Here is a 21,922-nt window from a genome sequence, read left to right as displayed (position 1 = left end):
CGCCCCAGGTGCGCCGGGTTCTCATTAGCAGGATGTGAAAAAGGAACCGCCCGCAGGCGGTTCCCGTACAAGGATTGAGTCGATGTTGCTTAGAAGCGCCAGGTGAAGCCGGCGTTGACGCTGTTGTCCTGATGGTTCTGCGACAGCAGCCCGCCGTAGCCCAGCGACAGCGAGGCGTTCTCGTTCACCGCCACTTCCGCCCCCGCCTTCAGCACCATCCCGTCGCGCGACACCGGCACGCTGTCCACCACGAACGGCGCGTTGCCGCCGTTGAACCGCAGCCCGGTGCCACGCTCCAGCCCGCCGTACTGGTGTTGCCACCCCAGCTCGCTGCGCAGCGCCACCGTCGTGCCCGGGCTCACCTGCCACTCAGTGTCCGCGCGCAGTCCCAGCGTCGACACCGTCGCGTCGGTGTGCTGCTTGTCGCCGCGCAGCGCCGCTGCGCCGCCGCTTTCCGCAATGCCGTTGTTTTCAAAGTTCACGTACGCCAGGTTGACGAACGGCTCCAGGTTCAGCCACTCGCCCTTCACGCTGTAGCCCGCTTCCGCGAACAGCTGCTCGGTGCGCGCGCTGTACTTCGCCGTGTCGCGGTCCGACTGCATCCCGTAGTTCACCGACCGCTTGGTGTCGATGCGGTGCCAGGTGTAGCCCGCCCCGCCGCGCAGCGCCAGCGCCCCGAACTGCTTGTCGCCGTACGCCGCCAGGTGATAGTTGTCGCTGTCCGCCTTCGACCCGTACCCGCCGTGCAGCGAGGTGCGGGTGTAGCCGGTCGCCACCCCCAGCCGCCAGTCGGCCGCCGCCGCCGAGTCCAGCCCCACCAGCACCCCGTAGGTCGAGGCCTGATAGCCGGTGGCGTTGGCGTCGCCCGACGCATGGTCCCACGCTCCCAGCAGCTGCGCCCAGGCGCCGTCCTCGTCCGCCTTGATGGCCGACGAGCTCGCCAGCCCTTCCGCCTGACGCAGACGCCCGTTCAGCGCCTCACGCAGGTAGCGGCTGTCGTTCACCAGCGCCGACGCGATATCCGCATGGATTTGCCCCGACAGTTGACGGAACGCCTGCCGCGCCTCGCCCGCCGTGCCGCTGTTGAGCAGGCTCTCGTACACCGGGTTGCCCGCCGCCAGCGCATCCGCCGCCGCCGCCACCGCCCGTTCGTTCGGCGTCTGCGCCACGCTGGCGAAGCTTGTGCCGTTGCGCCCGACGCTCAGCGTTACCCCGGTCGGCTGGTAGCTCAGCCCGGTGCCGAGGAACAGGTAGTTCGGCGCCACCGCGTCAAACTGCCCGCTCACCCCCTGCTGCGCGCTCAGGATGGTGTACTGCTGGCCCAGCAGGCTGCGCACCTCGCCTTGCGTCAGCAGGTTGCTGCTGTTCTCCAGCGTGACCGCCACCTCGCCGCCGCCGATCGTCGCCGCTCCGCCGCTCTGGATCCGATCGCTCTGGCCATTCGGCCCCACTTCCACCGCATAGCGCGAACCCGGCTCGAAGCTGACGTTGCCGGCCACGTTCAGGGTGCCGATCGAGTTGCCCGGCGCCACGGTGCCGCCGCGGCGGGCGGTCAGCGAACCGACCGTGCCGCTGCCGCCGACGATGCCGCCGTTCTGCACGCTGACGGCCGAGGTGACCGAGCCGTTGATCGCCAGCCGCCCCTGATTGACCAGCGTCGGGCCGGAATAGGTGTTGTTACCGGTCAGCACCAACGTGCCGATGCCCTGTTTGGTCAGGCCGCCATGGCCGGAGATGTCGTTGCTCCAGAAATCCAGGCCGCACAACACATCGCTGCAGACGCGCTCGGTCGGTTTGCCCTTGTCCAGCACCGCGCCGACGCCCGGCAGATCCACTACAAACTGGGTCGGGCCGTAAGCCACGCCCGTCGGATCCGGAATGCGGAATTCTTCGGGAATATCCTCGGCGGTCACCAACATGCCCGGGCCGTTGATGGCCTTGCCCAGGTTGATCATCCCCCAGCCGTAGAGCGCGTCGATGCCCGGCGCGCCCATGTCGGTGGCGGTGGTTTTCAGCACTTCCGCCACCTGCGCGCCATTCAGATACGGGAAACGCTCCATCAGCACGGCAACGCTGCCGGCCACGTGCGGCGCCGCCATCGAAGTGCCGCTGTATTTGGCGTAACCGGTCGTCAGATTCTCCACGCTGGTGCCTTCGATTACCGAGCTGTATACCCGGGTGCCCGGCGCCGAGACGCAGAGGCTGGCGGTGTAACCGCAGCGAGAAGAGAAGGTGCTGATGCTGTAATCGCCGGTATTGGTCGGATCCTGCAGGCTGGCGACCGACAGCCAGTTCGGCGCGATGTCCGGCACAAAATAAGCCAGACCGGCCATGGCATCGGGGTTATTCAGATTGCCGTCGTTACCGGCGGCGAAGATGGTGACCACGCCGCTGCGGGCCGCGTCGATCGCGCCCTGATAGGCGCCGCCGGGCTTGGTGCCGAGGATCTGTTTGATCTGATCGAACTGCTTTTGCGCATCGTTTACTGTGAAATGCGGATAAGCCGGGTCATAACCGCCCTCATCAAACTTTTCGGTGATGCCGATGCCCCAGCTGTTGTTGATGATGCGCGCGCCGCTGGCCACCAGCGCATCCCAACCGGCCTGGTACACCGCGCCGTCGTTGCCGAGGATGATGCCGTCCTCCGGGCCGGGATCGCCGTTTTCCGCGCTGATGATCTGCGCGTTGAACGCCACGCCGTGCATGGCGCCGCCGTCTCGGCTGCCGGCGGCGATGCCGCCCACGTGGGTGCCGTGCGAACCGAGCGTGCCATCGGAATCCACGCTCGGCGTGCCGTCATAGCGGAAAGCGTCGCCTTTTTTCACCGGAATATAGGGGTCGGTATATTCGCGGATGCCTTCGGTAACCAGATTGATCACCTTATTCTCACCGGCGAACTCCGGGTGCTTGGCGTAGACTGGCTGATCGAAAATGCCAAGTTTGATGCCTTTTCCGGTATAACCGGCGGCGTAGGCCTGGTCGGCGTGGATTGCCCCCAGCCCCCATTCCGCATTGAACTCACTGCTGCGCCAGCTGGCCGGATCGCCCGCTTTGCCGTTCTCTATATAGCTGGAGGCCTGCGCCCCGCCAATCGCCGTCAGGCAGATCAGCATCGCGCTCCATTGTGCGCGATTAACTCCGATTTCAGGCCAGCCGAAGGCCGCCCGAGCGGATTTGACTCCTCTAAGTTTCTTCTCCATCCCAGATACCGTCCGTTGTTGTTTGCAAATGTTTTATAAGATTTTTTGTGTAACAGTTTGGTAACACCAAATAAATAAAGCACAACAATCTCAAGTGCGCTTAATGTGTCATCCGGCAGCTCGACGGGAGGAGAGAATGTTTCAAGGGTGAATCAGGCCAGTGCCGATAAGAAATGACAATGACGTTTGCCGGTATCAAAATGGCGATAACACGTGAAGGGATAAATTATAATCTGCTGATAAATAAAAATATAACCTAGGGAGACATAAAGAATACGGCCGCCTGAAAAGTGCTTAACAGGCGTCTTTTATCACTTTTAATTATAAATTTTGCCAATATTCACTCAGTGAATTATGCTGGTTTTTCACTCGGTCATCGGCAAAAATTGGATTATCCTGCTGATGTTTTTTTGCAGTTCGTCGCGTCCTCTTCCGCCTGACGCAGAATGGCTTTGGCCATCCATTGCGTGACGTCCTGAATGCTCTCAAGCTCCAGCCCCCAGATATCTTTCAGCACCAGGAACACCTCCGAGCCGTAAATCAGCGAGAAAGCATGAATCACTCTCTGCAGAGAGTCCGGCGGCAGTTTGCCCTGCAGCGGTTCCACCGCCAGCGCCAACAGACGCTTGCGGTTGCCGCGCACGAATTTCTCGCCCGGCGTCGCGTGCGCCCACTGTTGCAAAGAGAGTTGCAGCGCCGCGCGCAATGCTCCCTCGTGCCGCTCCATCTGAGGATAGGCGAAAGTCAGCAACTGCCGGATGCGTTTCAGGGCGTCATCGTCTTGCGGGCGCCATTCCAGAATAGGCCCCAGGCTTTCCGCCACCACGGCGCTAATCAGCGCACTCTGGGTCGGAAAATAGCGGTAGGCCGTCGCACGCGATACCTGCGCATGCGCCGCCAGTTCGGTGATCGAAGGAAACGCCCCTTCGTCATACAGCGTCATCGCGCTGGCCAGCAACAAACGGTAGGTTTTTGCCCGGGTGGAAGTCAGTGAAGGATCAAACGGGGTGGGAAAGGCATCTATCGGCACATAAACCTCATGCATCTGCACACGCTTGCGCAACAGAGGATGCGCCTCTGTCGACTGGCTGCCGGCAAAGCGCCGGCCACGTTGAAAAGCTCAAAAATGAGACAGGAGTCCCATTTTGCACTGAGCTGCCCTTGCAAAAATGATACTGCCGTCTCATTATATAAATACATTAATCAATTTAATTTAAACGCCAACACCAGGGCACCCTATAAAAATATAACAAAATGATTTTTAAATAAAAACTAGAAACACCCCAGGGAAATACATGAAAGACACTTCAAATTTTGTCTATATTGCTACCACAGCAGATACGAAAGGACAAGAGCTGGAGTATGTACGGCGGCTGATCGCTGCCCTGAATTTACCCACGCGAACCGTCGATCTTTCCACTCGTCGCTTGCCGTTTGACTCCCCGGCCGATATCGGTCCAGAGGACGTCGCACGCCACCATCCGGCAGGCGCCGACGCGGTCTTCTGCGCCAGTCGCGGCCAGGCGATCGCCGCCATGGCGACCGCTTTCGAACGTTTTATCCTGACGCGCCGCGATATCGCCGCCTTGCTTGGCCTGGGCGGTTCCGGCGGCACCGCCATCATCACGCCGGCCATGCAGCAGCTGCCGATCGGCCTGCCGAAAGTGATGGTCTCGAGCATGGCGGCGGGAGACGTTTCCGCCTATGTCGGCGCCAGCGATATCAACATGCTGTATTCGGTCACCGATCTCGCCGGCCTGAATCGCATCTCGCGACGGGTGCTGGGCAACGCGGCGCGCCAGATAGCCGGCGCAGTGCACTTCGCCGCCGTCGACTATCACGACAACAATCCCGCGATCGGCCTGACGACGTTTGGCGTCACCACGCCCTGCATTCAGGCGTTGGTTGCCGAGCTGGGATCGCAATGGGATTGCCTGACGTTTCATGCGACCGGCAGCGGCGGCAGATCGTTGGAAAAACTGATCGATAACCGCCAACTGCACGGCGCCATCGATTTGACCACGACCGAAGTGGCCGATTACCTGTTTGGCGGCATGCTGCCCTGCAATGCGGATCGTTTCGGTGCCATCGCGCGTACCGGCATCCCGTGCGTGCTCTCCTGCGGCGCGATAGACATGATCAACTTCGGCGCGCCGAATACGGTGCCGGCTCGCTATGCCAACCGTCTTCGTCACCATCACAATCCGCAAGTGACGCTGGTGCGCACCAGCGCACGGGAGAATGCGTTAATGGGACGTTGGATGGGCGAAAAAATCAACGCCTGCGCGGGCGAAGTGCGTTTCGTTATCCCGGCGGGCGGCGTATCGGCTTTGGATGCGCCCGGCCAACCGTTCTGGGATCCGGCGGCGCTGGCCGCCTTTACGCAAGCGCTGGAAGAAACGGTGCACGCCACCGGCAAACGCCGGTTGATAAAAACGCCTTATCATATTAACGACCCGCGCTTTGCGCAGGCCGTTGCCGAACAGTTTCGGCACATTGTCGGCGGAGAATGATGATCACCCACGGCAAAGCCTGCCGGTGATAACGCCAAATAGAAAAAGGGCCAGACAAATAGTCTGGCCCTTTATTATTTACCGCGAGCGAATATTACTGACCGGCGGACATCTGCTCCTTCATTTTATTCATGTGGTCCATCATCTTTTGCTCGCGTTTCTGATAATTCTCATTGTATTGTTTTTTCTGCTCAGGCGTCAGCAGGTTATACATTTTATTTTCCGCTTTGGCGCGTGCCAGCATGCGTTCGGATTGCGCTTTACCGATCGCGTCAATTTGCGCCTTCGCCTTCGCTTCGTCAAAGCTGTCGGAAGCGACCAGATTGTGCAGCGCCTGGCGCTCCTCTTTCATGCCCGGCCCGCGCTTCTGGTGCGACTCTTTCATGATATCGCGCATCTGCTGGCGCTGCTGCTCGGTCAGGTTCAGCCCGGCGAACGGGCCGCCTTTGCCTTCACCCTTGTGATGCATCATTTTCATCGGCGCCGCATCCGCCGCCGGAGCCGTCGCCGTATCGGCGGCGAACGCCGCGGAAGCAGAACCCAGAGCCAGCGTGGAAGCAATAAATAAAGCCGTCAATTTACGCATAATCATTTCCTTAAAAATTTTCTTCATCAGGAGCGCTGTACGTTAACAGGCTCATTCGTTGTCGGAGATAATAATAGGCTGATAAATTTCAAGTAATGCGAGGGTGTGTAAACTTTTTAAAACCCGCCTCGGATTTATTCACCAATTATGAGAAAACTATGAAGATGGCGTTTATTTGATGGAAATTTTAATTTCTCGGCAAAAATCCCCCCGGTGGAGTTATTTTTCCGCTTTCCCCTCATCGCTATAATTTACTCACCTGCACGGCAACCTTGCATCAACCGTTTTCCGATAGCAGGGGAAATCAGTAAGCATCACACGATCCGATGTTCTCCTACACTTTAAGACAAGCAGCGCCGGGCGACGTTTACACCGCAAAACTAATCATTGCTTATATAATAGTTTCCATCACCCGCCCCGCCTGTGAAAACCTGTTATATGATGCACAGATGCGTACGGCGATCGCTTTCGGGCCAACAGGCTGCCCGGGGCTGTGCCGCCCGCCCGCCCGTGCTCTTTTGAGGAATCGTCATGCCCGCAGACCAAGGCCCTGAGCTTCTTAGCGCTCACTTCGGCACCCAAAGCCCCCACTGGCGGCTGGCGTTTGACAGCAATGCCCTGGAGCTGTCCGCCGTTAAGGGCAAAGCTCATATCGCGGTAGCGCTCAGCGCCATGGAAGCGGCGAAAATCCGCCGTCTGACCGGCGTGACCGCCAGCCTTGAGCTGACCATTACGTTGGCCGGTGAACCGCTGCATCTGCATCTGGTCGGGCGCCGCGTCAACAACCTCGAATGGGCGGGCACGGCTTCCGCCTTCAGCGACACCCAATCGGTGGCGCGCGACCTGGTGCACGGCCTCTCCTTCGCCGAGCAGGTGGTGTCCGAAGCCAACTCGGTGATCGTGATCGTCGATCAGCACGGCCGCATCCAGCGCTTCAACCGACTGAGCGAGGAGTACACCGGACTGCACGAACACGAGGTGATCGGCAAAAACGTTTTCCAGCTGTTTATGAGCCCGGAAGAAGCCGCCGCTTCGCGGCGCAACATCGCCGGCTTCTTCCGCAACGGTTCGTCCTATGAGGTGGAACGCTGGGTAAAGACGGTCAAGGGCGAACGGCTGTTCCTGTTCCGCAACAAATTCGTGCACAGCGGCAGCGGCAAAAACGAAGTCTTTCTGATCTGCTCCGGTACCGACATCACCGAAGAACGCCGCGCGCAAGAGCGGCTACGGGTGCTGGCCAACACCGATCTCATCACCGGCCTGCCGAACCGCAACGCCATCCAGGACAAGATCAATCACGCCATCGCCACGCGCGGCGAAGAGAGTTTCGGCCTGGTGTACCTCGATCTCGACAACTTCAAAAAGGTCAACGACGCCTACGGCCATATGTTCGGCGATCGGCTGCTGGTCGAGGTCGCGCTGGCGATCCTCGGCTGCCTGAGCCCGGATCAAGTGCTCGCCCGCCTCGGCGGCGACGAATTCTTGGTGCTGGCGCCGCAAAGCGATCGCGAGCGCCTGCAAACGCTGGCGCAGCGCATTATCGACAGGCTGAAGACCCCTTTTCGCATCGGTCTGATTGAGGTGTATACCGGCTGTTCGATCGGCATCGCGCTGTGCCCGGAGCACGGCAACGATCTCGACAGCCTGATCCGCAGCGCCGATACCGCCATGTACGTCGCCAAGGAGCACGGAAAACGCACCTATACCGTCTTCTCGCCGGAGATGAACAAACGCGTCGCCGAATACATGTGGCTGGACACCAATCTGCGCAAAGGGTTGGAACAAAATCAGCTGGTGCTGTATTACCAGCCTAAAATCGACGCGCACAGCGGCGAAGTGCACAGCGTGGAAGCGCTGGTGCGCTGGGATTCGCCGGAGCGCGGCCTGATCCCGCCGCTGCAGTTCATCTCCTATGCCGAGGAGTCCGGCCTGATCGGCCCGTTGGGCCAATGGGTGCTGCAAACCGCCGCCGGGCAGGCGGCGCGATGGCAAGAGCAGGGATTGAATCTGCGGGTGGCGGTCAACCTCTCTGCCCGTCAGCTGGCCGACGACGGCATCGTCAACGACCTGCTCGGGGTGCTGCACCGTCACCGCATGGCCCCCTGCCTGCTGGACTTCGAGTTGACCGAAAGCAGCCTGATTGAAGACGAGAACCGCGCGCGCGCGCTGATCACCCGGCTGCGCGAACTGGGCGCGCAGGTGCATCTCGACGACTTTGGCACCGGCTATTCGTCGCTGGCGCAGCTGGCACGCATTCCTCTGGACGCCATCAAGCTGGATAAAAGCTTCGTGCGCGGGGTGAATTTCAATCCGGTATCGCAATCGCTGGTACGCGCGATCGTCGCGGCGGCGGAGGCGTTGGCCTTCCGCGTGATCGCCGAAGGGGTGGAGACCGAGAGCGAAAACCACTTCCTCGACGAGGTCGGCGTGGACGAAAAACAGGGCTTTCTGTTCGCGCGGCCAATGCTCCCGGAACAGCTGGAGCATTGGCTGCAGTCCTATCGCCCGCGCTCACCCTCCGCATGAGGCGGGCGCGTTAACGTTAGCCGGCACGACGCAGGTTCAGGGTATGGCGATCCTGCAACATCACCAGCCGCTCAATGTAGGCACGGTCTTTTTCCTCAATGGTAAAGGCCGAGTGCACCCAATCTTCGGTAATGTCCATCAGCTCGGAACGCGTCAGCTGCAACACGCGCTGACGCGCCCGCAGCATGGCGCGCATGCCGTTGAGCTTCGGCCGGATGGTATCGATGAAGGTGCGCGTCGCCAGGTAGGCGTCGCCGGGCTGGAACAGCTGGTCTACCAGCCCGCGGCTCTCGAACCACTCTGCGGTGTGCGACTCGCCGCCCCAAATCAGCTCCTCGGCCAAGCGCATGCCCGCCTTGCGCGCCACCAGCGAGTAACCGCCCATACCGGGAAACAGGTTGAACGCAATCTCCGGGAACCCCATGCGCGCATTGTTTTGCGCCAATACGAAATGGTGCGCCAGCGCCGCTTCAAAACCGCCACCCAGCGCACTGCCTTCAACCATCGCAATGCTGATCGCGCCGGTGTCGAAACCGCGTGCCGCCGCATGCACGCAGTCGATGCAGGCGCGCGCGTAGGCCATCATCGCCTCGCGCTTGCGGTTTTTGATCGCTTCGGCGAAGAACTGCAGATCGCCGCCGACGTTGAACATGTTCGGCACCAGCGAGCCGGTGACCCAGAAGTCGAACCGCAGCGAAGACTCCTTCGCCGCCTGCGCCAGCGTCATGATGTCTTCAATCAACGCCTGGTTGAAGCAGGGGCGCGGCGCGGCGCGCAGCAGCATCCACATGATGTGCCGCCCCTCTTCATAGTAGGCGGAGATCTGCGACAGATTGCCCGCTTCGGTAAACGGACGACAGGTGGGGTGATTAAGCAATTTCATAAGACCTTCCAGTTTTTCTGTTGATGACGGATGAGACCGTTCCAGCCCCTACGGCTGCAGCGGAGCGGCGAGCGGCAAAGCGCGACGCCACATCATGAGTAAACGCTTTCTCGCCGACGAAACAGATAAAAATTGGAGGTAGAGAAGTGAAAAAAACCGAGGCGCCACGGGGTTTTCATAGGAATTTTACCTATCGCGCCATCCCCGGCATTTCATGCCGGGCGCTAACGCGTTAAGCTCGGAAATTGACCGTTTGCCGCCCCGGCGCTCAAAACGCCGCAGGGCTTTGGCTATAATCAACGCTGATACATGCCGTTTAACGTTAAGGAAATCGTGAAGTAATGCCTACAGGACCAGACCAGGAACGCCGCCAGCCCACACAAGACACGCCGCCGAAGCCGCTTATCGCCATCAAGACCGGCCATGAGACGCTCGACCGCCGCATCAGCGGTTTTTCACGTCTGATTGAACGCATCAAAGCCTGGCCGAGCGTGGCGCACCTGCTGCGCGCCGCCGAACGCTTTAACGATCGGCTGGGCAGCCAGTTTGGCGCCGCCATCACCTACTTTTCATTCCTCTCGCTGATCCCGATCCTGATGGTGTCGTTCGCCGCCGCCGGTTTCGTGCTGGCTTCCAACCCGGATCTGCTGGCCCGCTTGATCAACCGGATCGTCGGCAGCATCAGCGATCCGACGTTGGCCAGCACGCTGAAGAATACCGTCAACACCGCCATTCAGCAGCGCACCACCGTGGGATTGACCGGTCTGGCGCTGGCGCTCTATTCCGGCATCAGTTGGATGGGCAACCTGCGCGAGGCGATCCGCGCGCAGTCGCGTGACGTCTGGGAGCGCAATCCGCAGGATCAGGAGAAAATCTATTTCAAGTACACCCGCGACTTCATCTCGCTGACCGGCCTGGTGGTGGCGCTCATCATTACGCTGTCGCTGACCTCGGTCGCCGGGTCGGCGCAGGCGGCGATCGTCAACGCGCTGGGGTTGGACGGCATCGAATGGCTGCGGCCGGCGTTGACAACGATCGCGCTGTCGATCTCGATTTTCGCCAACTATCTGCTGTTCCTGTGGATTTTCTGGATGCTGCCGCGCCACAAACCGAAGAAAAAAGCGCTGCTGCGCGGCACCTTGCTCGCGGCTATCGGCTTTGAGGTGATCAAGTTCGTGATGACGATGACGCTGCCGCAGGTGGCGAAGTCGCCTTCCGGCGCGGCCTTCGGCTCGGTGATCGGGCTGATGGCGTTCTTCTACTTCTTCGCCCGTTTGACGCTGTTTTGTGCCGCCTGGATCGCTACCGCCGACTACAAAGGCGACAAAGCCTTGCCGGAACGCGAGCCGCCGGCCCCCTGAAGCCATGCAATCGTGCCGGTGTTATCGCACACGCCGGTACTTTCCTCTGGTTAATAAGCAAAAACCCAGTCAATCCCTCTAAATCATGCGGCATGACATTCGGAAAACCAGCATAACAAACTACCCATTCACTTTTCTTTCCCGTTTTTACAGCCATTCCCTCTGTATGAAACCCATTTCTCAACGTTTAACGCTACAGAAAAGAAGCCCGGTAAAACATTAGTCTTTTTAACCGGTTAGCGGCGGCGTTGCCCAAAGTTACAGCGTTGAAAAGGCGGAATGCTGTCACTAAGATGGATTTTTACCCCCTCCAACAATAAGAAATAGATATGCAAGCCACCATCGCACCCCCACTCGACGCCGACGACGCGTCTACACCGGTGAATTCCCGCGGGAAAGTCATCGTCGCCTCGCTGGTCGGCACCGCCATCGAGTTCTTCGACTTCTACATCTACGCCACCGCCGCGGTGATCGTGTTCCCGCACATCTTCTTCCCGCAGGGCGACCCGACCACTGCGACGCTGCAGTCGCTGGCCACCTTCGCCGTCGCCTTTGTCGCGCGCCCTATCGGCTCTGCGCTGTTCGGCCACTTCGGTGATCGCGTCGGACGCAAGGTCACGCTGGTCGCCTCGCTGCTGACCATGGGGATTTCCACCGTGCTGATCGGCCTGCTGCCGAGCTATGAAACCATCGGCATCTTCGCCCCTATCCTGCTGGCGCTGGCGCGCTTTGGGCAAGGCCTGGGGCTGGGCGGCGAATGGGGCGGCGCAGCCCTGCTGGCGACGGAGAACGCGCCGGCCAAAAAGCGCGCGCTGTACGGTTCTTTCCCCCAGTTGGGGGCGCCTATCGGTTTCTTCTTCGCCAACGGCACCTTCCTGCTGCTCTCGTGGCTGCTGAGCGACCAGCAATTTATGGAATGGGGCTGGCGCGTGCCGTTCATCCTCTCCGCGGCGCTGGTGCTGATTGGCCTGTATGTGCGGGTATCGCTGCATGAAACGCCGGTGTTCGCCAAAGCGGCCAAGGCCGGCAAACAGGTGAAAGTGCCGCTCGGCACGCTGCTGAGCAAGCATCTGAAAGCCACCATACTCGGCACCTTCATCATGCTGGCGACCTACACGCTGTTTTATCTGATGACGGTGTATTCGATGACCTACGGCACCGCGCCGCAGCCGTTGGGCCTCGGCTACTCCCGTAACAGCTTCCTGTGGATGCTGATGGTGGCGGTGATTGGTTTCGGCGTGATGGTGCCGATCGCCGGTCTGCTGGCGGACGCGTTCGGCCGCCGCAAGACCATGATCGCCATTACCCTGCTGATGATCGGCTTCGCGTTCCTGTTCCCGACCCTGCTGGGTTCCGGCAACCAGGCGCTGGTGATGGGCTTCCTGCTGTGCGGCCTGAGCATCATGGGGCTGACCTTTGGCCCGATGGGCGCGCTGCTGCCGGAGCTGTTCCCTACCGAAGTGCGCTATACCGGCGCGTCATTCTCCTACAACGTCGCGTCGATCCTCGGCGCGTCCGTGGCGCCTTATATCGCCACCTGGCTGGCGGCCCACTACGGGCTGTTCTACGTCGGCATGTACCTGGCGGCGATGGCCGGGCTGACGCTGCTGGCGCTGCTGCTGATGAAAGAAACCCGCCACCAGTCGCTGTGATCCGCTGCGGCCCCCTCACTGCGGGGGCCGCACGCGTTGTTCGTTTCCTGTCATAAAACCGGGCTATGCTGAATGTTTCTCTCGGTAACAGGATCGGCCGATGTCTTTGCGTCGTGGGGTATTTGTCTGCGTGGCGCTGCTGGCGGCTCTCGCCATCGCGCTCTATTACGGGTTGAAGCCTGACCATCCCGATGCGCTATGGCGCATCGTCAGCCAGCAATGTCTGCCCAATCAGCAAGCGCATGACAACCCGGCGCCCTGCGCGCAGGTGGATGTGCCGGCCGGTTTCGTGGTGTTTAAAGATCGCAACGGGCCGCTGCAATACCTGCTGATGCCCAGCGCCAAAATCACCGGTATCGAAAGCCCGGCGGTGCTGGACGCCGCCACGCCGAATTTCTTCGCCCAGGCCTGGCGCGCGCGCCACGTGATGGCGGAGCGTTATGGCAAACCCATCGACGACGGCGATATTTCACTGGCGATCAATTCGGAATATGGCCGCACGCAAAACCAGCTGCACATTCATATCTCCTGCCTGTCTCCGGCGGTAAAACAGCGGCTGGCGCAGATTGGCCCCGATTTCATCGAGCAATGGCAACCGCTGCCCGGCGGCCTGTTGGGACATGACTATCTGGGGCGGCGGGTGACCCCCGCCGAACTGGAACAACAGGGCGCCTTCCGCCTGTTGGCTTCCGGCCTGCCGCGCGCCGACGGGCGCATGGACAGCTTCGGCCTGGCGATGACCGCGCTGCCGGACGGCGATTTCCTGCTGCTGGCGACCGAGCGCAGCCTGCTGCCGTTTACCCTGGCCTCGGCGGAAGAGATCCAGGATCACGACTGCCGGGTGCTCACGCCGCCGCCGCACGCCTGATTATTTTTTGCCTTTCATCTCCCGCAGGATCTGCCCGCACGGATTCTCCTCGCCGCCCTCACTGGGCGAGACCAGCGCCAGCAGCGCCGCCGCCGGCGTCAGCACCGCCCCCAACGCCACCGCCGCCGCACCGCGCGCGATCAGCGGTCCGGCTTTCACCCCGGCGTCGGGGTGCTTGAAGGTCCCTTTCACGTACAGCGGCGAGCGCAGGGTCAGCACGCGCATGCCCTTGCTTTCCGGATCGATGGACAAATCCAGCCGTTCGGTGGCGAGGTTGGTGTTGCCGGTGATGTTGATCACCGCGTTCTCGGTGTCGAACACGAACAGCCGCGGCGCGGCGACGCCGCTGCGGATGCCGACGTCCGCCGCCGCGCAGTTGATGCCCACCACGTCGTCACCGAACAGCTGCGCCACCAGATAGTTGCCGACGTTCAGACCGAGGATCTCCATCAGGCTACGGCTGATCACCCCGTTATTGATCAACAGGCGCAGGTCGCCGTTGCTGGTCGCCAGCAGCTCGGCCACCGAATTGCCGCTGCCCGTCAGCCTGGCGTCGCCGTTCATCTGCCCGAGGCTGCGCTTCATCGCCGCCACGTTCGGCAACAGCTGTTTGAGCTGGAGTTTGCGCGCGTGCATATCTACCTGACCGCGCATCGGCTTTTTGCCGCCGTCGAGGCGCACGACGGCGCTCAGGCTGCCGCCCGCCATCCCGAAGCGCAGCGGATCCAGGCGCAGTTCGCCATTGTTCAGTTTCAGGTGCGTGGCCAGATCGCTCAGCGGCAAATCGCTGCCGCGTTCAATGCGCGCGGCGACAAACTTCACGTCCGCATCCATCTTGCGCCAGCTTTGCGTATCGAACTGTTCAACCGGCAGCACCTTATCCGCCGGCTGGCGGCTCTTCTCGCCGCGGCCGGCTTTGGCGGCGTTGGAATCCGCGCCGATCAGCGGCGCCAGATCCGCCAGCCTCAGCTGCCGGGAGCTCACCGCGCCACTCAGCGTCGGCCGCGGTTTAGCGGCAACGTATTTCAAGCTGCCGTGAATATCGCTGTCGCCGATTTTGCCGTCGAATTTCTGATATTCGAACACGGCGCCGCCCGGCTGGTGCAGGCGGGCAATCAGATGGCCATCGGTCGCATACGGCGGCGTGTTCGGCAGCAGCACGCCGGTCAGGCCATAGAGATTCCCCAGGCTTTCACCGGAAAATTTCAGCTGCACGTCCAGGCCGCCGAGGTTCAGCGGATCGGACAAGGTGCCCGCCACCGCCACCCGGGTGCTGCCGGAGCGCACGTCGGCCTGCAGCGGGAACGGCAGATCGGCGCTCTGCAGTGACAGCATGCCGCCGATCTTGCCGCTGCCGCTCAGCGGTTCGCCGTTATATTTGCCTTTCACCTGCCAGCCGAAAACATAATCGGGTGTAGCGCTCTTGCCGCCGCTCTGTTTGCCGGTCACTTCACTGAACGGCAGCGGTTTGCCGAGCGGATCGATAACGGCGCGGAAATCCGCCTTCAGCGTGGCGTCTTTAAAGGCGATCTGTCCCTTGTCGAACACGATATCGTGAACGGTGAACGACCAGGCGGAAGGCGGCTGCTTGGGATCCTGGCCGCCGGCCAGGTCAAACGTCCAGTTGTTGTCGCCGTTGGCCAGGCGTTGCAACGACGCATTCGGCTGCTTGAGCCAGATGCGCGGGACAAGCAGTTCTTTCCTCAGCAGCGCCAGCGGTGCGATGCTGGCGTCGACGCGCTGCAGCGTCACCATGCTGTCGCCGGGGATGTTTTTCGGATTACCCAACCACACGTCTTCGGCATGAATATGCGGCCAGGGCACCCAGGCGCGCCAGCCGCCCTCATCCGGGTTACGCGACCAGTCGACGCCCAGATCGCCGCGGATGGCGAACGGCCGCCGCAGTTCGGCCGACACTTTGTCGTTGATGGTGGGCTTGAGTCGATTCCAGTCGAAGGTAGCGATGAAGATCGCCAGTGCAGCGATCGCCAGCAGCACAATGCCGCCCAACCAGCTGAAAACCTTTCCTGTTCTTGTCATAGCGGCTCCCTCAGCGCATAAGCCAGGCTGCCGAATAAAAGGAAAAGGAATTAGCAGCCCCGTTTAAGCCTAGCTGAGGATAGGCCGGAGTTCACGCCGGCGCGCCGGGCGCGGCGAACAGCGTCGGCACGCTGTGCAGCGTTTCAAAGCACGCCGGACGGGAAAGGTAGTAGCCCTGTGCGGCCAACGCGCCGGAACGCTGCACCAGGCGCCACTCCTGCTCGGTTTCCACCCCCTCGACGATCACCCCGTCGCTGTGCTGGTTCATCATCTTGATCAGGGTGCCGAGCAGCTGCACCCCCTCTTCCGACTGTTTGAGCAAGGTGAACAATTCGCGCGCCACCTTGATGTATTGATACCGCCAGGCACCGACGGCGGAGAAGTTGGCCAGCCCGCTGCCGAAATCATCCAGCCACAGCCGCTCGCCGCCGACAATCTGCTGCAGCGGGCGGTTTGATGCCGTTGCGGCGTGCTCCACCAGCTCGAAGCGCAGATAGGGCATCTCGGCGATCTGCCGTTGCAACGCGCGATGACGCTGCAATGCTTGCAGCGCGATGCCGTCGATATTGACCGATACCATCACTGCGTGGCGGATGAACAACGCCTGCCAGCGCTGCAACAGCGCCAGCTGTTCCTGAACCACCCGCAAACGCTGGGCGACGCCGAGCGAGGCAAAATACTGTTCCGGGGATTGCCGCTTGTCCGGCTCATTCGGGTGATGCACCGCCGTCAGCAGTTCCACCGCCAACAGCGCGCCGCTGGTGCGATAAATCGGCTGGAAGGTATACAAGCGCCGGCATTGCCGCCAGTAGCGCCGCGATTTGGCGCAGGCATAGAGGGCAAAACAGGGCGCCAGCAGACCCGAGATCAGATTGGTTATCATCGGTACTATCGCCGTGGCGGGGAAGTGAGAGCGCTGCCGCTGTTTCTTTACCCAACTTATCGGCCACGCCACGTAAAACTTTAAGCACGAATTGCCGCACGCTTTCCTCTTCACCCTGTCGGCGTTGGCCGATCGCGATCATAAAAAATTAAAACACTGTTTTAATTTATTGACTCCCTTATCGCCTTGCGTGGAGACTGGTGGCTGTTGCTTCTTCTTTAGCCAGGGCTTATTGACGATGACTATCCGAAACCTCGCCGTGATCGGCGAATGCATGATCGAGCTGTCACAGCAGGGCGCACAGCTGACGCGCGGCTTTGGCGGCGATACCCTCAACACCGCCGTCTACCTCGCCCGCCAAATGCCGAAACAGACGTTGCAGGTGCATTACGTCACTGCGCTCGGCACCGACAGCTTCAGCGGCGAGATGCTGCAGGCCTGGCGGCAGGAGAAGATCGAGACCGGGTTGATTCAGCAGTTCGACAACAAGCTGCCGGGCCTGTACGTGATCGAAACCGACGCCGCCGGCGAACGCACTTTCTACTATTGGCGCAATGACGCCGCCGCCCGCTATTGGCTTGCTGGACCGCAGGCCGACGCACTGTGCGAGCGGCTGGCGCAGTTCGATTACCTGTACCTCAGCGGCATTAGCCTGGCGATCCTCGCGCCTGCCGACCGCACGAAGCTGCTGGCGTTGCTGCGCCGCTGTCGCGCCAACGGCGGCCAGGTGATCTTCGACAACAACTACCGCCCGCGTCTGTGGCCAAGCCGTGAGGAAACGCAGCAGGCCTACCGCGAGGTGCTGGCCTGCACCGACATCGCCTTTTTGACGCTGGATGACGAAGAATTGCTGTGGGGCGCGCAGCCGGTTGAACAGATAGTGACGCGCACGCAGGCGCTCGGCGTCGGCGAGATCGTTATCAAACGCGGCGCGGATGCCTGTCTGGTGTTCAATCTGGAGGGGGAGCGGCTTGAGGTGCCGGCGATCGCGCTGCCGCCGGAGCGCGTGGTGGATACCACTGCGGCGGGCGACTCTTTCAGCGCCGGCTACCTGGCGGTGCGCCTGAACGGCGGCGGCGCCCGGCAGGCGGCGCAGCGCGGCCACCAGCTTGCTGCGACGGTGATCCAACATCGCGGCGCCATCATTCCCGCAGCGGCGATGCCCGCATAATCAATAAGGCGGCGGCGAAGTCGCCCCGCCGCCCACGCAATGGATCCCAGAAGCATTGATCAGAGGATGATTGAAAGAATTTCCCTGGCGTTGGCTTATTTCCGCCCAGAGCTGCTAAGCTCGGGTCTTGGCATTGCCGTCTTTTTGAATTTATTAGCCGAGTATAAATTTCAATCCGCCGCACTGACTAGCTGGACTTTGGTGCAGGTCGGGCTGAGCCGCCGAACGACAGGGAGGTTACCGATGGCCGTCACATTCGCCAACGCCGTCGCCGCAAGACTGCATCTTGATGGCCGGCTACAGGCCTTCAGCCAATTCAAATACGCTTACTTGACCTTCAACAAACATCATCCCGATCGCCATCTGTTGGTATCGAGCTACCCGCAAGAATGGCTGGACATCTACAGTGCCAATCGCTATCAGCGCATCGATCCCGTCGTGCGCGCCGCCCATAACCGCTGTGCGCCCTTTATGTGGCACGACACCGCCCTCACCACCGAGGATCGGCATTATCGGAAGATCTTCAGCCAGGCGCGGGAGTACGACATCGTGCACGGCTGCAGCTTTGTTTTGCACGATCACGACAACAATCTGGCGATCTTGTCGATCAGCGCGACGGCGGCCGATGACGCCGAACTGCGGCAGCTAATGGAGGAAGAAAGGGCCAGCCTGCAGATGGTCTTGGTCGATACCCACCAGCACGCGCTTGCGTTGGCCAGCGCCGAGGCGAGCCGAAAGGATCGGCTCTCGCCGCGCGAAGGGGAAATTCTCTATTGGGCCAGCCAGGGCAAAACCTATAATGAGATCGCGCTGATCCTGGGGATCAAAACCGGCACGGTGAAGTTTCATATCGGCAATGCGGTGCGGAAGCTGGGGGTCGCCAACGCCAAACACGCGATCCGGCGCGGCCTTGAACGGCAACTGATCGCGCCGCCTCAGGCATAAAAAAGCCGGCATTGCTGCCGGCTTTTTGTTTTTTATCTTGCGGAAAATCAGCCCGCAACGGCGATACGTTTCATGTCGGTCATGTAGCCGCGCAGTTTGCGGCCGACGGTTTCGATTGGGTGGCTGCGCACCGCTTCGTTCACGTCGCGCAGCTGCGCGTTGTCCACCGCCGTACCCGCCACAGCCTTACCCAAATCGCCCGCCTGCAGGGTGGTCATGAAGTCCTTCAGCAACGGCACCGCCGCGTTGGCGAACAGGTAGTTGCCGTACTCCGCGGTATCGGAGATGACCACGTTCATTTCATACAGACGCTTACGCGCAATGGTATTGGCGATCAACGGCAGCTCGTGCAGCGACTCGTAGTAAGCCGACTCTTCAATGATGCCGGCATCGACCATGGTTTCGAACGCCAGCTCAACGCCCGCTTTCACCATCGCCACCATCAGCACGCCATGATCGAAGTACTCTTGCTCGCTGATCTTGCCTTCAAACTGCGGCGCATTCTCGAACGCGGTTTTGCCGGTCTCTTCGCGCCAGGTCAGCAGTTTCACGTCGTCTTCCGCCCAGTCGGCCATCATGCCGCTGGAGAAGGCGCCGGAAATGATGTCGTCCATATGCTTCTGGAACAGCGGCGCCATGATGGTTTTCAGCTGTTCGGACAGCGCATAGGCGCGCAGCTTGGCCGGGTTGGACAGGCGATCCATCATCAGCGTGATGCCGCCCTGCTTCAGCGCTTCGGTGATGGTTTCCCAGCCGAACTGAATCAGTTTCTCGGCGTAAGCCGGATCGGCGCCTTCAGCAACCAGCTTGTCGAAGCACAGCAGAGAACCCGCCTGCAGCATGCCGCACAGAATGGTCTGCTCGCCCATCAGGTCAGATTTCACTTCAGCGACGAAGGAGGATTCCAGCACGCCGGCGCGGTGGCCGCCGGTCGCCGCCGCCCAGGCCTTGGCGATCGCCATGCCTTCGCCTTTCGGATCGTTTTCCGGGTGAACCGCAATCAGGGTCGGCACGCCGAAGCCGCGCTTGTACTCTTCACGCACTTCGGTGCCCGGGCACTTCGGCGCGACCATCACCACGGTGAGGTCTTTGCGCACCTGCTCGCCCACTTCAACGATGTTGAAGCCGTGGGAATACCCCAGCGCCGCGCCGTCTTTCATCAGCGGCTGCACCGCACGCACCACGGAAGAGTGCTGCTTGTCCGGGGTCAGGTTAACCACCAGATCCGCCTGCGGGATCAAATCTTCGTAGGTGCCGACCTTAAAGCCGTTTTCGGTCGCCTTGCGCCAGGAAGCGCGCTTCTCGTCAATCGCTTCTTTGCGCAGGGCATAGGCGACATCCAGACCGGAATCGCGCATGTTCAGTCCCTGGTTCAGGCCCTGGGCGCCACAGCCGACAATCACCACTTTTTTACCTTTCAGGTAGCCGGCTTCGTCAGCAAATTCGTCGCGCGCCATAAAGCGGCATTTACCCAATTGCGCCAACTGCTGACGCAGGTTCAATGTGTTGAAATAGTTAGCCATGGTGGTACTCCGGTTTGATGTTGTCTTGCATTGTTATTTTCATTCCCCGCCCTGTCTGTGCGGAGATTCGTTAAACTCAATGTATAACAGGAAATGCGTTGCTTAAATTGATATATTGAGAACGTGACATTGCAATTTTTGCAACACTCTCACTGCGAGCGTATCGATATGGATTTACGTGATTTAAAGCTGTTCCTGCATCTGGCCGAAAGCCATCACTTCGGGCGCACCGCCAAGGCGATGCACGTCAGCCCGTCGACGCTCTCCCGCCAGATCCAGCGGCTGGAAGAGATCCTCGGGCAGCCGCTGTTCCTGCGCGATAACCGCACCGTGCAGCTCACCGACGCCGGCGAACAGCTGAAAGAATTCGCCCAACAGACGTTGCTGCAGTATCAGCAGCTGAAACACTCGCTCGGCCAGCACGGCCCTTCGCTGAGCGGCGAACTGCGGCTGTTCTGCTCGGTGACCGCGGCGTACAGCCACCTGCCGCCGATCCTCGATCGCTTCCGCGCGCAGCACCCGCTGGTAGAGATTAAGCTGACCACCGGCGACGCCGCCGACGCGGTCGACAAGGTGCAATCCAACGAGGCCGATCTCGGCATCGCCGGCCGGCCGGAAACGCTGCCCGCCAGCGTGGCGTTCACCAAAATCGGCGAAATTCCGCTGGTGCTGATCGCGCCGGCGCTGCCCTGCGCGGTGCGCAGCCAGGCGTTCGCCGACAAGCCCGACTGGGCCGAGATCCCGTTCATCCTGCCGGAGCACGGCCCCTCGCGAAAACGCATCGAGCTGTGGTTCCGCCGCCACCGCATCAGCAATCCGCTGATTTACGCTACCGTCGGCGGCCACGAGGCCATCGTGTCGATGGTGGCCCTGGGCTGCGGCATCGCGCTGATCCCAAGCGTGGTGGTGGACAACAGCCCGGAGCCGGTGCGCAACCGCATCTCGCAGCTGGATAACATCTCGATGGTCGAACCCTTCGAGCTGGGGGTCTGCGTTCAGAAAAAGCGCCTCAGCGATCCGTTGATCGACGCCTTTTGGCGGTTGCTGCATCCCCGCTGACGCGGGGTTTCAAAGGTCTGCCGGATCGATCTGCTTCCTCGCCTCTACCTGCATCAGCCAGTGGTAGAGCGGCTCAAGCTGCAAAAACGCCCCGGCCAGCAGCGGCGCCAGATCGGCGTTGAACAGCTTTTCCACTTCGCTGTCCGTCACCATCACCGCAAACGACTTGCGGTTGTACCAGGTGGCGATCTCCGCCGCCTGCTCCTTCACCAGCGGGCGCTTGTAGCTTTCGCCCACCAGCTCGAACGGCGGCCGGCAGCAGGCGGCCACCTCCAGGAAAGGCTGCGGCCGTTGTTTCAGCGTATGGCGGAACAGATCCATGGTCGGCTTGTTGGCGCTGTAGTAGCCGAGCCCATAGCGCAACATGTCCGGCCCCAGTTCAAAAAAATAGACCGGCGCATCTTTCCAGTCTTTGCTCGGGCGTTTGAACGTCAGCCACATGCGGCTGCGGTAGCGCGACTTGTCGTGAGAAAACCGCGTATCGCGATGAATGCGCGACAGCGTTTTGCCGATCGCCGGGCGAGTCTCAAACTGCGGATCGATCGCCAGCATGCCGGGAGCCAACTGCTCCACCAGCGCGCGAAACGGCGCCAGCAGTTCGCGATCGTAGATGTCGCGGTTGCCGTCGAACCACGCCTTATCGTTCTCGATCCGCACCTGCTGCAGGAAATTCAGGCCCTGCTGGCTAAAGCCGGAGAAAGGTTGCGTCATA

Annotated in this window: 16 protein-coding genes; 8 read left to right on the top strand and 8 right to left on the bottom strand. The window is 60.9% G+C overall.

The window, feature by feature from the left end; genetic code table 11:
- Positions 1-89 precede the first annotated feature (89 nt).
- Together ACP39K_RS18285 and ACP39K_RS18280 are read right to left on the bottom strand one after the other, a co-directional pair.
- Positions 90-3,113 (bottom strand): autotransporter outer membrane beta-barrel domain-containing protein, encoded by a 3,024-nt coding sequence (locus ACP39K_RS18285; RefSeq protein ID WP_330765413.1) that lies wholly within the window; start codon positions 3,111-3,113, stop codon positions 90-92.
- Positions 3,114-3,591: 478 nt separating this feature from the next.
- Positions 3,592-4,245, bottom strand: coding sequence for a TetR/AcrR family transcriptional regulator (locus ACP39K_RS18280; protein WP_042706136.1), 654 nt, complete (start codon positions 4,243-4,245; stop codon positions 3,592-3,594).
- A 250-nt stretch (positions 4,246-4,495) separates the two neighbouring features.
- Here ACP39K_RS18280 and ACP39K_RS18275 point away from each other — a divergent pair, with 250 nt between their 5' ends.
- The gene (locus tag ACP39K_RS18275; RefSeq protein WP_033639161.1) at positions 4,496-5,713 is read left to right on the top strand and encodes a Tm-1-like ATP-binding domain-containing protein; all 1,218 of its coding nucleotides are present in this window, start codon (positions 4,496-4,498) and stop codon (positions 5,711-5,713) included.
- Between the two features lie 94 nt (positions 5,714-5,807).
- On the opposite strand, the gene spy is transcribed toward ACP39K_RS18275, so the two are convergent.
- Entirely contained in the window at positions 5,808-6,299 is a 492-nt protein-coding gene (spy, locus tag ACP39K_RS18270) for an ATP-independent periplasmic protein-refolding chaperone Spy (protein WP_033641337.1), read from the bottom strand.
- A 531-nt stretch (positions 6,300-6,830) separates the two neighbouring features.
- Between spy and pdeR the strand changes: the two genes are divergently transcribed.
- Positions 6,831-8,825 (top strand): cyclic di-GMP phosphodiesterase, encoded by a 1,995-nt coding sequence (pdeR, locus tag ACP39K_RS18265; RefSeq protein WP_048795597.1) that lies wholly within the window; start codon positions 6,831-6,833, stop codon positions 8,823-8,825.
- Between the two features lie 16 nt (positions 8,826-8,841).
- On the opposite strand, the gene ACP39K_RS18260 is transcribed toward pdeR, so the two are convergent.
- Positions 8,842-9,708: a crotonase/enoyl-CoA hydratase family protein gene (locus ACP39K_RS18260; protein ID WP_016930461.1), complete on the bottom strand. Its 867-nt coding sequence runs from the start codon at positions 9,706-9,708 to the stop codon at positions 8,842-8,844.
- A gap of 341 nt (positions 9,709-10,049) precedes the next feature.
- Here ACP39K_RS18260 and yhjD point away from each other — a divergent pair, with 341 nt between their 5' ends.
- From yhjD to ACP39K_RS18245, 3 genes are all read left to right on the top strand, one after another.
- Complete coding sequence (yhjD, locus tag ACP39K_RS18255; RefSeq protein ID WP_033639159.1) at positions 10,050-11,069, top strand: inner membrane protein YhjD; 1,020 nt, start codon at positions 10,050-10,052, stop codon at positions 11,067-11,069.
- Positions 11,070-11,398: 329 nt separating this feature from the next.
- The gene (locus ACP39K_RS18250; protein ID WP_016930463.1) at positions 11,399-12,721 is read left to right on the top strand and encodes an MFS transporter; all 1,323 of its coding nucleotides are present in this window, start codon (positions 11,399-11,401) and stop codon (positions 12,719-12,721) included.
- A gap of 100 nt (positions 12,722-12,821) precedes the next feature.
- The gene (locus ACP39K_RS18245; protein WP_244757843.1) at positions 12,822-13,589 is read left to right on the top strand and encodes a CDP-diacylglycerol diphosphatase; all 768 of its coding nucleotides are present in this window, start codon (positions 12,822-12,824) and stop codon (positions 13,587-13,589) included.
- On the opposite strand, the gene ACP39K_RS18240 is transcribed toward ACP39K_RS18245, so the two are convergent.
- Complete coding sequence (locus ACP39K_RS18240; RefSeq protein WP_497008744.1) at positions 13,590-15,629, bottom strand: AsmA family protein; 2,040 nt, start codon at positions 15,627-15,629, stop codon at positions 13,590-13,592.
- 91 nt (positions 15,630-15,720) lie between these two features.
- Complete coding sequence (pdeH, locus tag ACP39K_RS18235) at positions 15,721-16,512, bottom strand: cyclic-guanylate-specific phosphodiesterase (RefSeq protein ID WP_016930466.1); 792 nt, start codon at positions 16,510-16,512, stop codon at positions 15,721-15,723.
- A 238-nt stretch (positions 16,513-16,750) separates the two neighbouring features.
- On the opposite strand from pdeH, the gene kdgK reads away from it, so the two are divergent.
- Together kdgK and ACP39K_RS18225 are read left to right on the top strand one after the other, a co-directional pair.
- A complete protein-coding gene (gene kdgK, locus ACP39K_RS18230; protein ID WP_060444989.1) occupies positions 16,751-17,683 on the top strand; it encodes a 2-dehydro-3-deoxygluconokinase in 933 nt (310 codons plus the stop codon).
- A 243-nt stretch (positions 17,684-17,926) separates the two neighbouring features.
- A complete protein-coding gene (locus ACP39K_RS18225; RefSeq protein ID WP_033639154.1) occupies positions 17,927-18,628 on the top strand; it encodes a LuxR family transcriptional regulator in 702 nt (233 codons plus the stop codon).
- A gap of 47 nt (positions 18,629-18,675) precedes the next feature.
- On the opposite strand, the gene ilvC is transcribed toward ACP39K_RS18225, so the two are convergent.
- Positions 18,676-20,151: a ketol-acid reductoisomerase gene (gene ilvC / locus ACP39K_RS18220; protein ID WP_016930469.1), complete on the bottom strand. Its 1,476-nt coding sequence runs from the start codon at positions 20,149-20,151 to the stop codon at positions 18,676-18,678.
- Between the two features lie 168 nt (positions 20,152-20,319).
- Here ilvC and ilvY point away from each other — a divergent pair, with 168 nt between their 5' ends.
- A complete protein-coding gene (gene ilvY / locus ACP39K_RS18215; protein ID WP_004929971.1) occupies positions 20,320-21,210 on the top strand; it encodes an HTH-type transcriptional activator IlvY in 891 nt (296 codons plus the stop codon).
- A gap of 9 nt (positions 21,211-21,219) precedes the next feature.
- On the opposite strand, the gene ACP39K_RS18210 is transcribed toward ilvY, so the two are convergent.
- Positions 21,220-21,921: a DUF2461 domain-containing protein gene (locus ACP39K_RS18210; protein WP_497008743.1), complete on the bottom strand. Its 702-nt coding sequence runs from the start codon at positions 21,919-21,921 to the stop codon at positions 21,220-21,222.
- Position 21,922: the final 1 nt, after the last annotated feature.

This window comes from Serratia sp. EC4 (assembly GCF_059652115.1).
Note: the sequence above shows the minus strand (reverse complement) of the source record. Positions and strands in the feature narration are given on the sequence as shown.

Coding starts and splice junctions, on each gene's coding strand:
- ACP39K_RS18285 (WP_330765413.1), bottom strand. CDS start 3,113: ATGCTGATCTGCCTGACGGCGATTGGCGGGGCGCAGGCCTCCAGCTAT.
- ACP39K_RS18280 (WP_042706136.1), bottom strand. CDS start 4,245: ATGCATGAGGTTTATGTGCCGATAGATGCCTTTCCCACCCCGTTTGAT.
- ACP39K_RS18275 (WP_033639161.1), top strand. CDS start 4,496: ATGAAAGACACTTCAAATTTTGTCTATATTGCTACCACAGCAGATACG.
- spy (WP_033641337.1), bottom strand. CDS start 6,299: ATGCGTAAATTGACGGCTTTATTTATTGCTTCCACGCTGGCTCTGGGT.
- pdeR (WP_048795597.1), top strand. CDS start 6,831: ATGCCCGCAGACCAAGGCCCTGAGCTTCTTAGCGCTCACTTCGGCACC.
- ACP39K_RS18260 (WP_016930461.1), bottom strand. CDS start 9,708: ATGAAATTGCTTAATCACCCCACCTGTCGTCCGTTTACCGAAGCGGGC.
- yhjD (WP_033639159.1), top strand. CDS start 10,050: ATGCCTACAGGACCAGACCAGGAACGCCGCCAGCCCACACAAGACACG.
- ACP39K_RS18250 (WP_016930463.1), top strand. CDS start 11,399: ATGCAAGCCACCATCGCACCCCCACTCGACGCCGACGACGCGTCTACA.
- ACP39K_RS18245 (WP_244757843.1), top strand. CDS start 12,822: ATGTCTTTGCGTCGTGGGGTATTTGTCTGCGTGGCGCTGCTGGCGGCT.
- ACP39K_RS18240 (WP_497008744.1), bottom strand. CDS start 15,629: ATGACAAGAACAGGAAAGGTTTTCAGCTGGTTGGGCGGCATTGTGCTG.
- pdeH (WP_016930466.1), bottom strand. CDS start 16,512: ATGATAACCAATCTGATCTCGGGTCTGCTGGCGCCCTGTTTTGCCCTC.
- kdgK (WP_060444989.1), top strand. CDS start 16,751: ATGACTATCCGAAACCTCGCCGTGATCGGCGAATGCATGATCGAGCTG.
- ACP39K_RS18225 (WP_033639154.1), top strand. CDS start 17,927: ATGGCCGTCACATTCGCCAACGCCGTCGCCGCAAGACTGCATCTTGAT.
- ilvC (WP_016930469.1), bottom strand. CDS start 20,151: ATGGCTAACTATTTCAACACATTGAACCTGCGTCAGCAGTTGGCGCAA.
- ilvY (WP_004929971.1), top strand. CDS start 20,320: ATGGATTTACGTGATTTAAAGCTGTTCCTGCATCTGGCCGAAAGCCAT.
- ACP39K_RS18210 (WP_497008743.1), bottom strand. CDS start 21,921: ATGACGCAACCTTTCTCCGGCTTTAGCCAGCAGGGCCTGAATTTCCTG.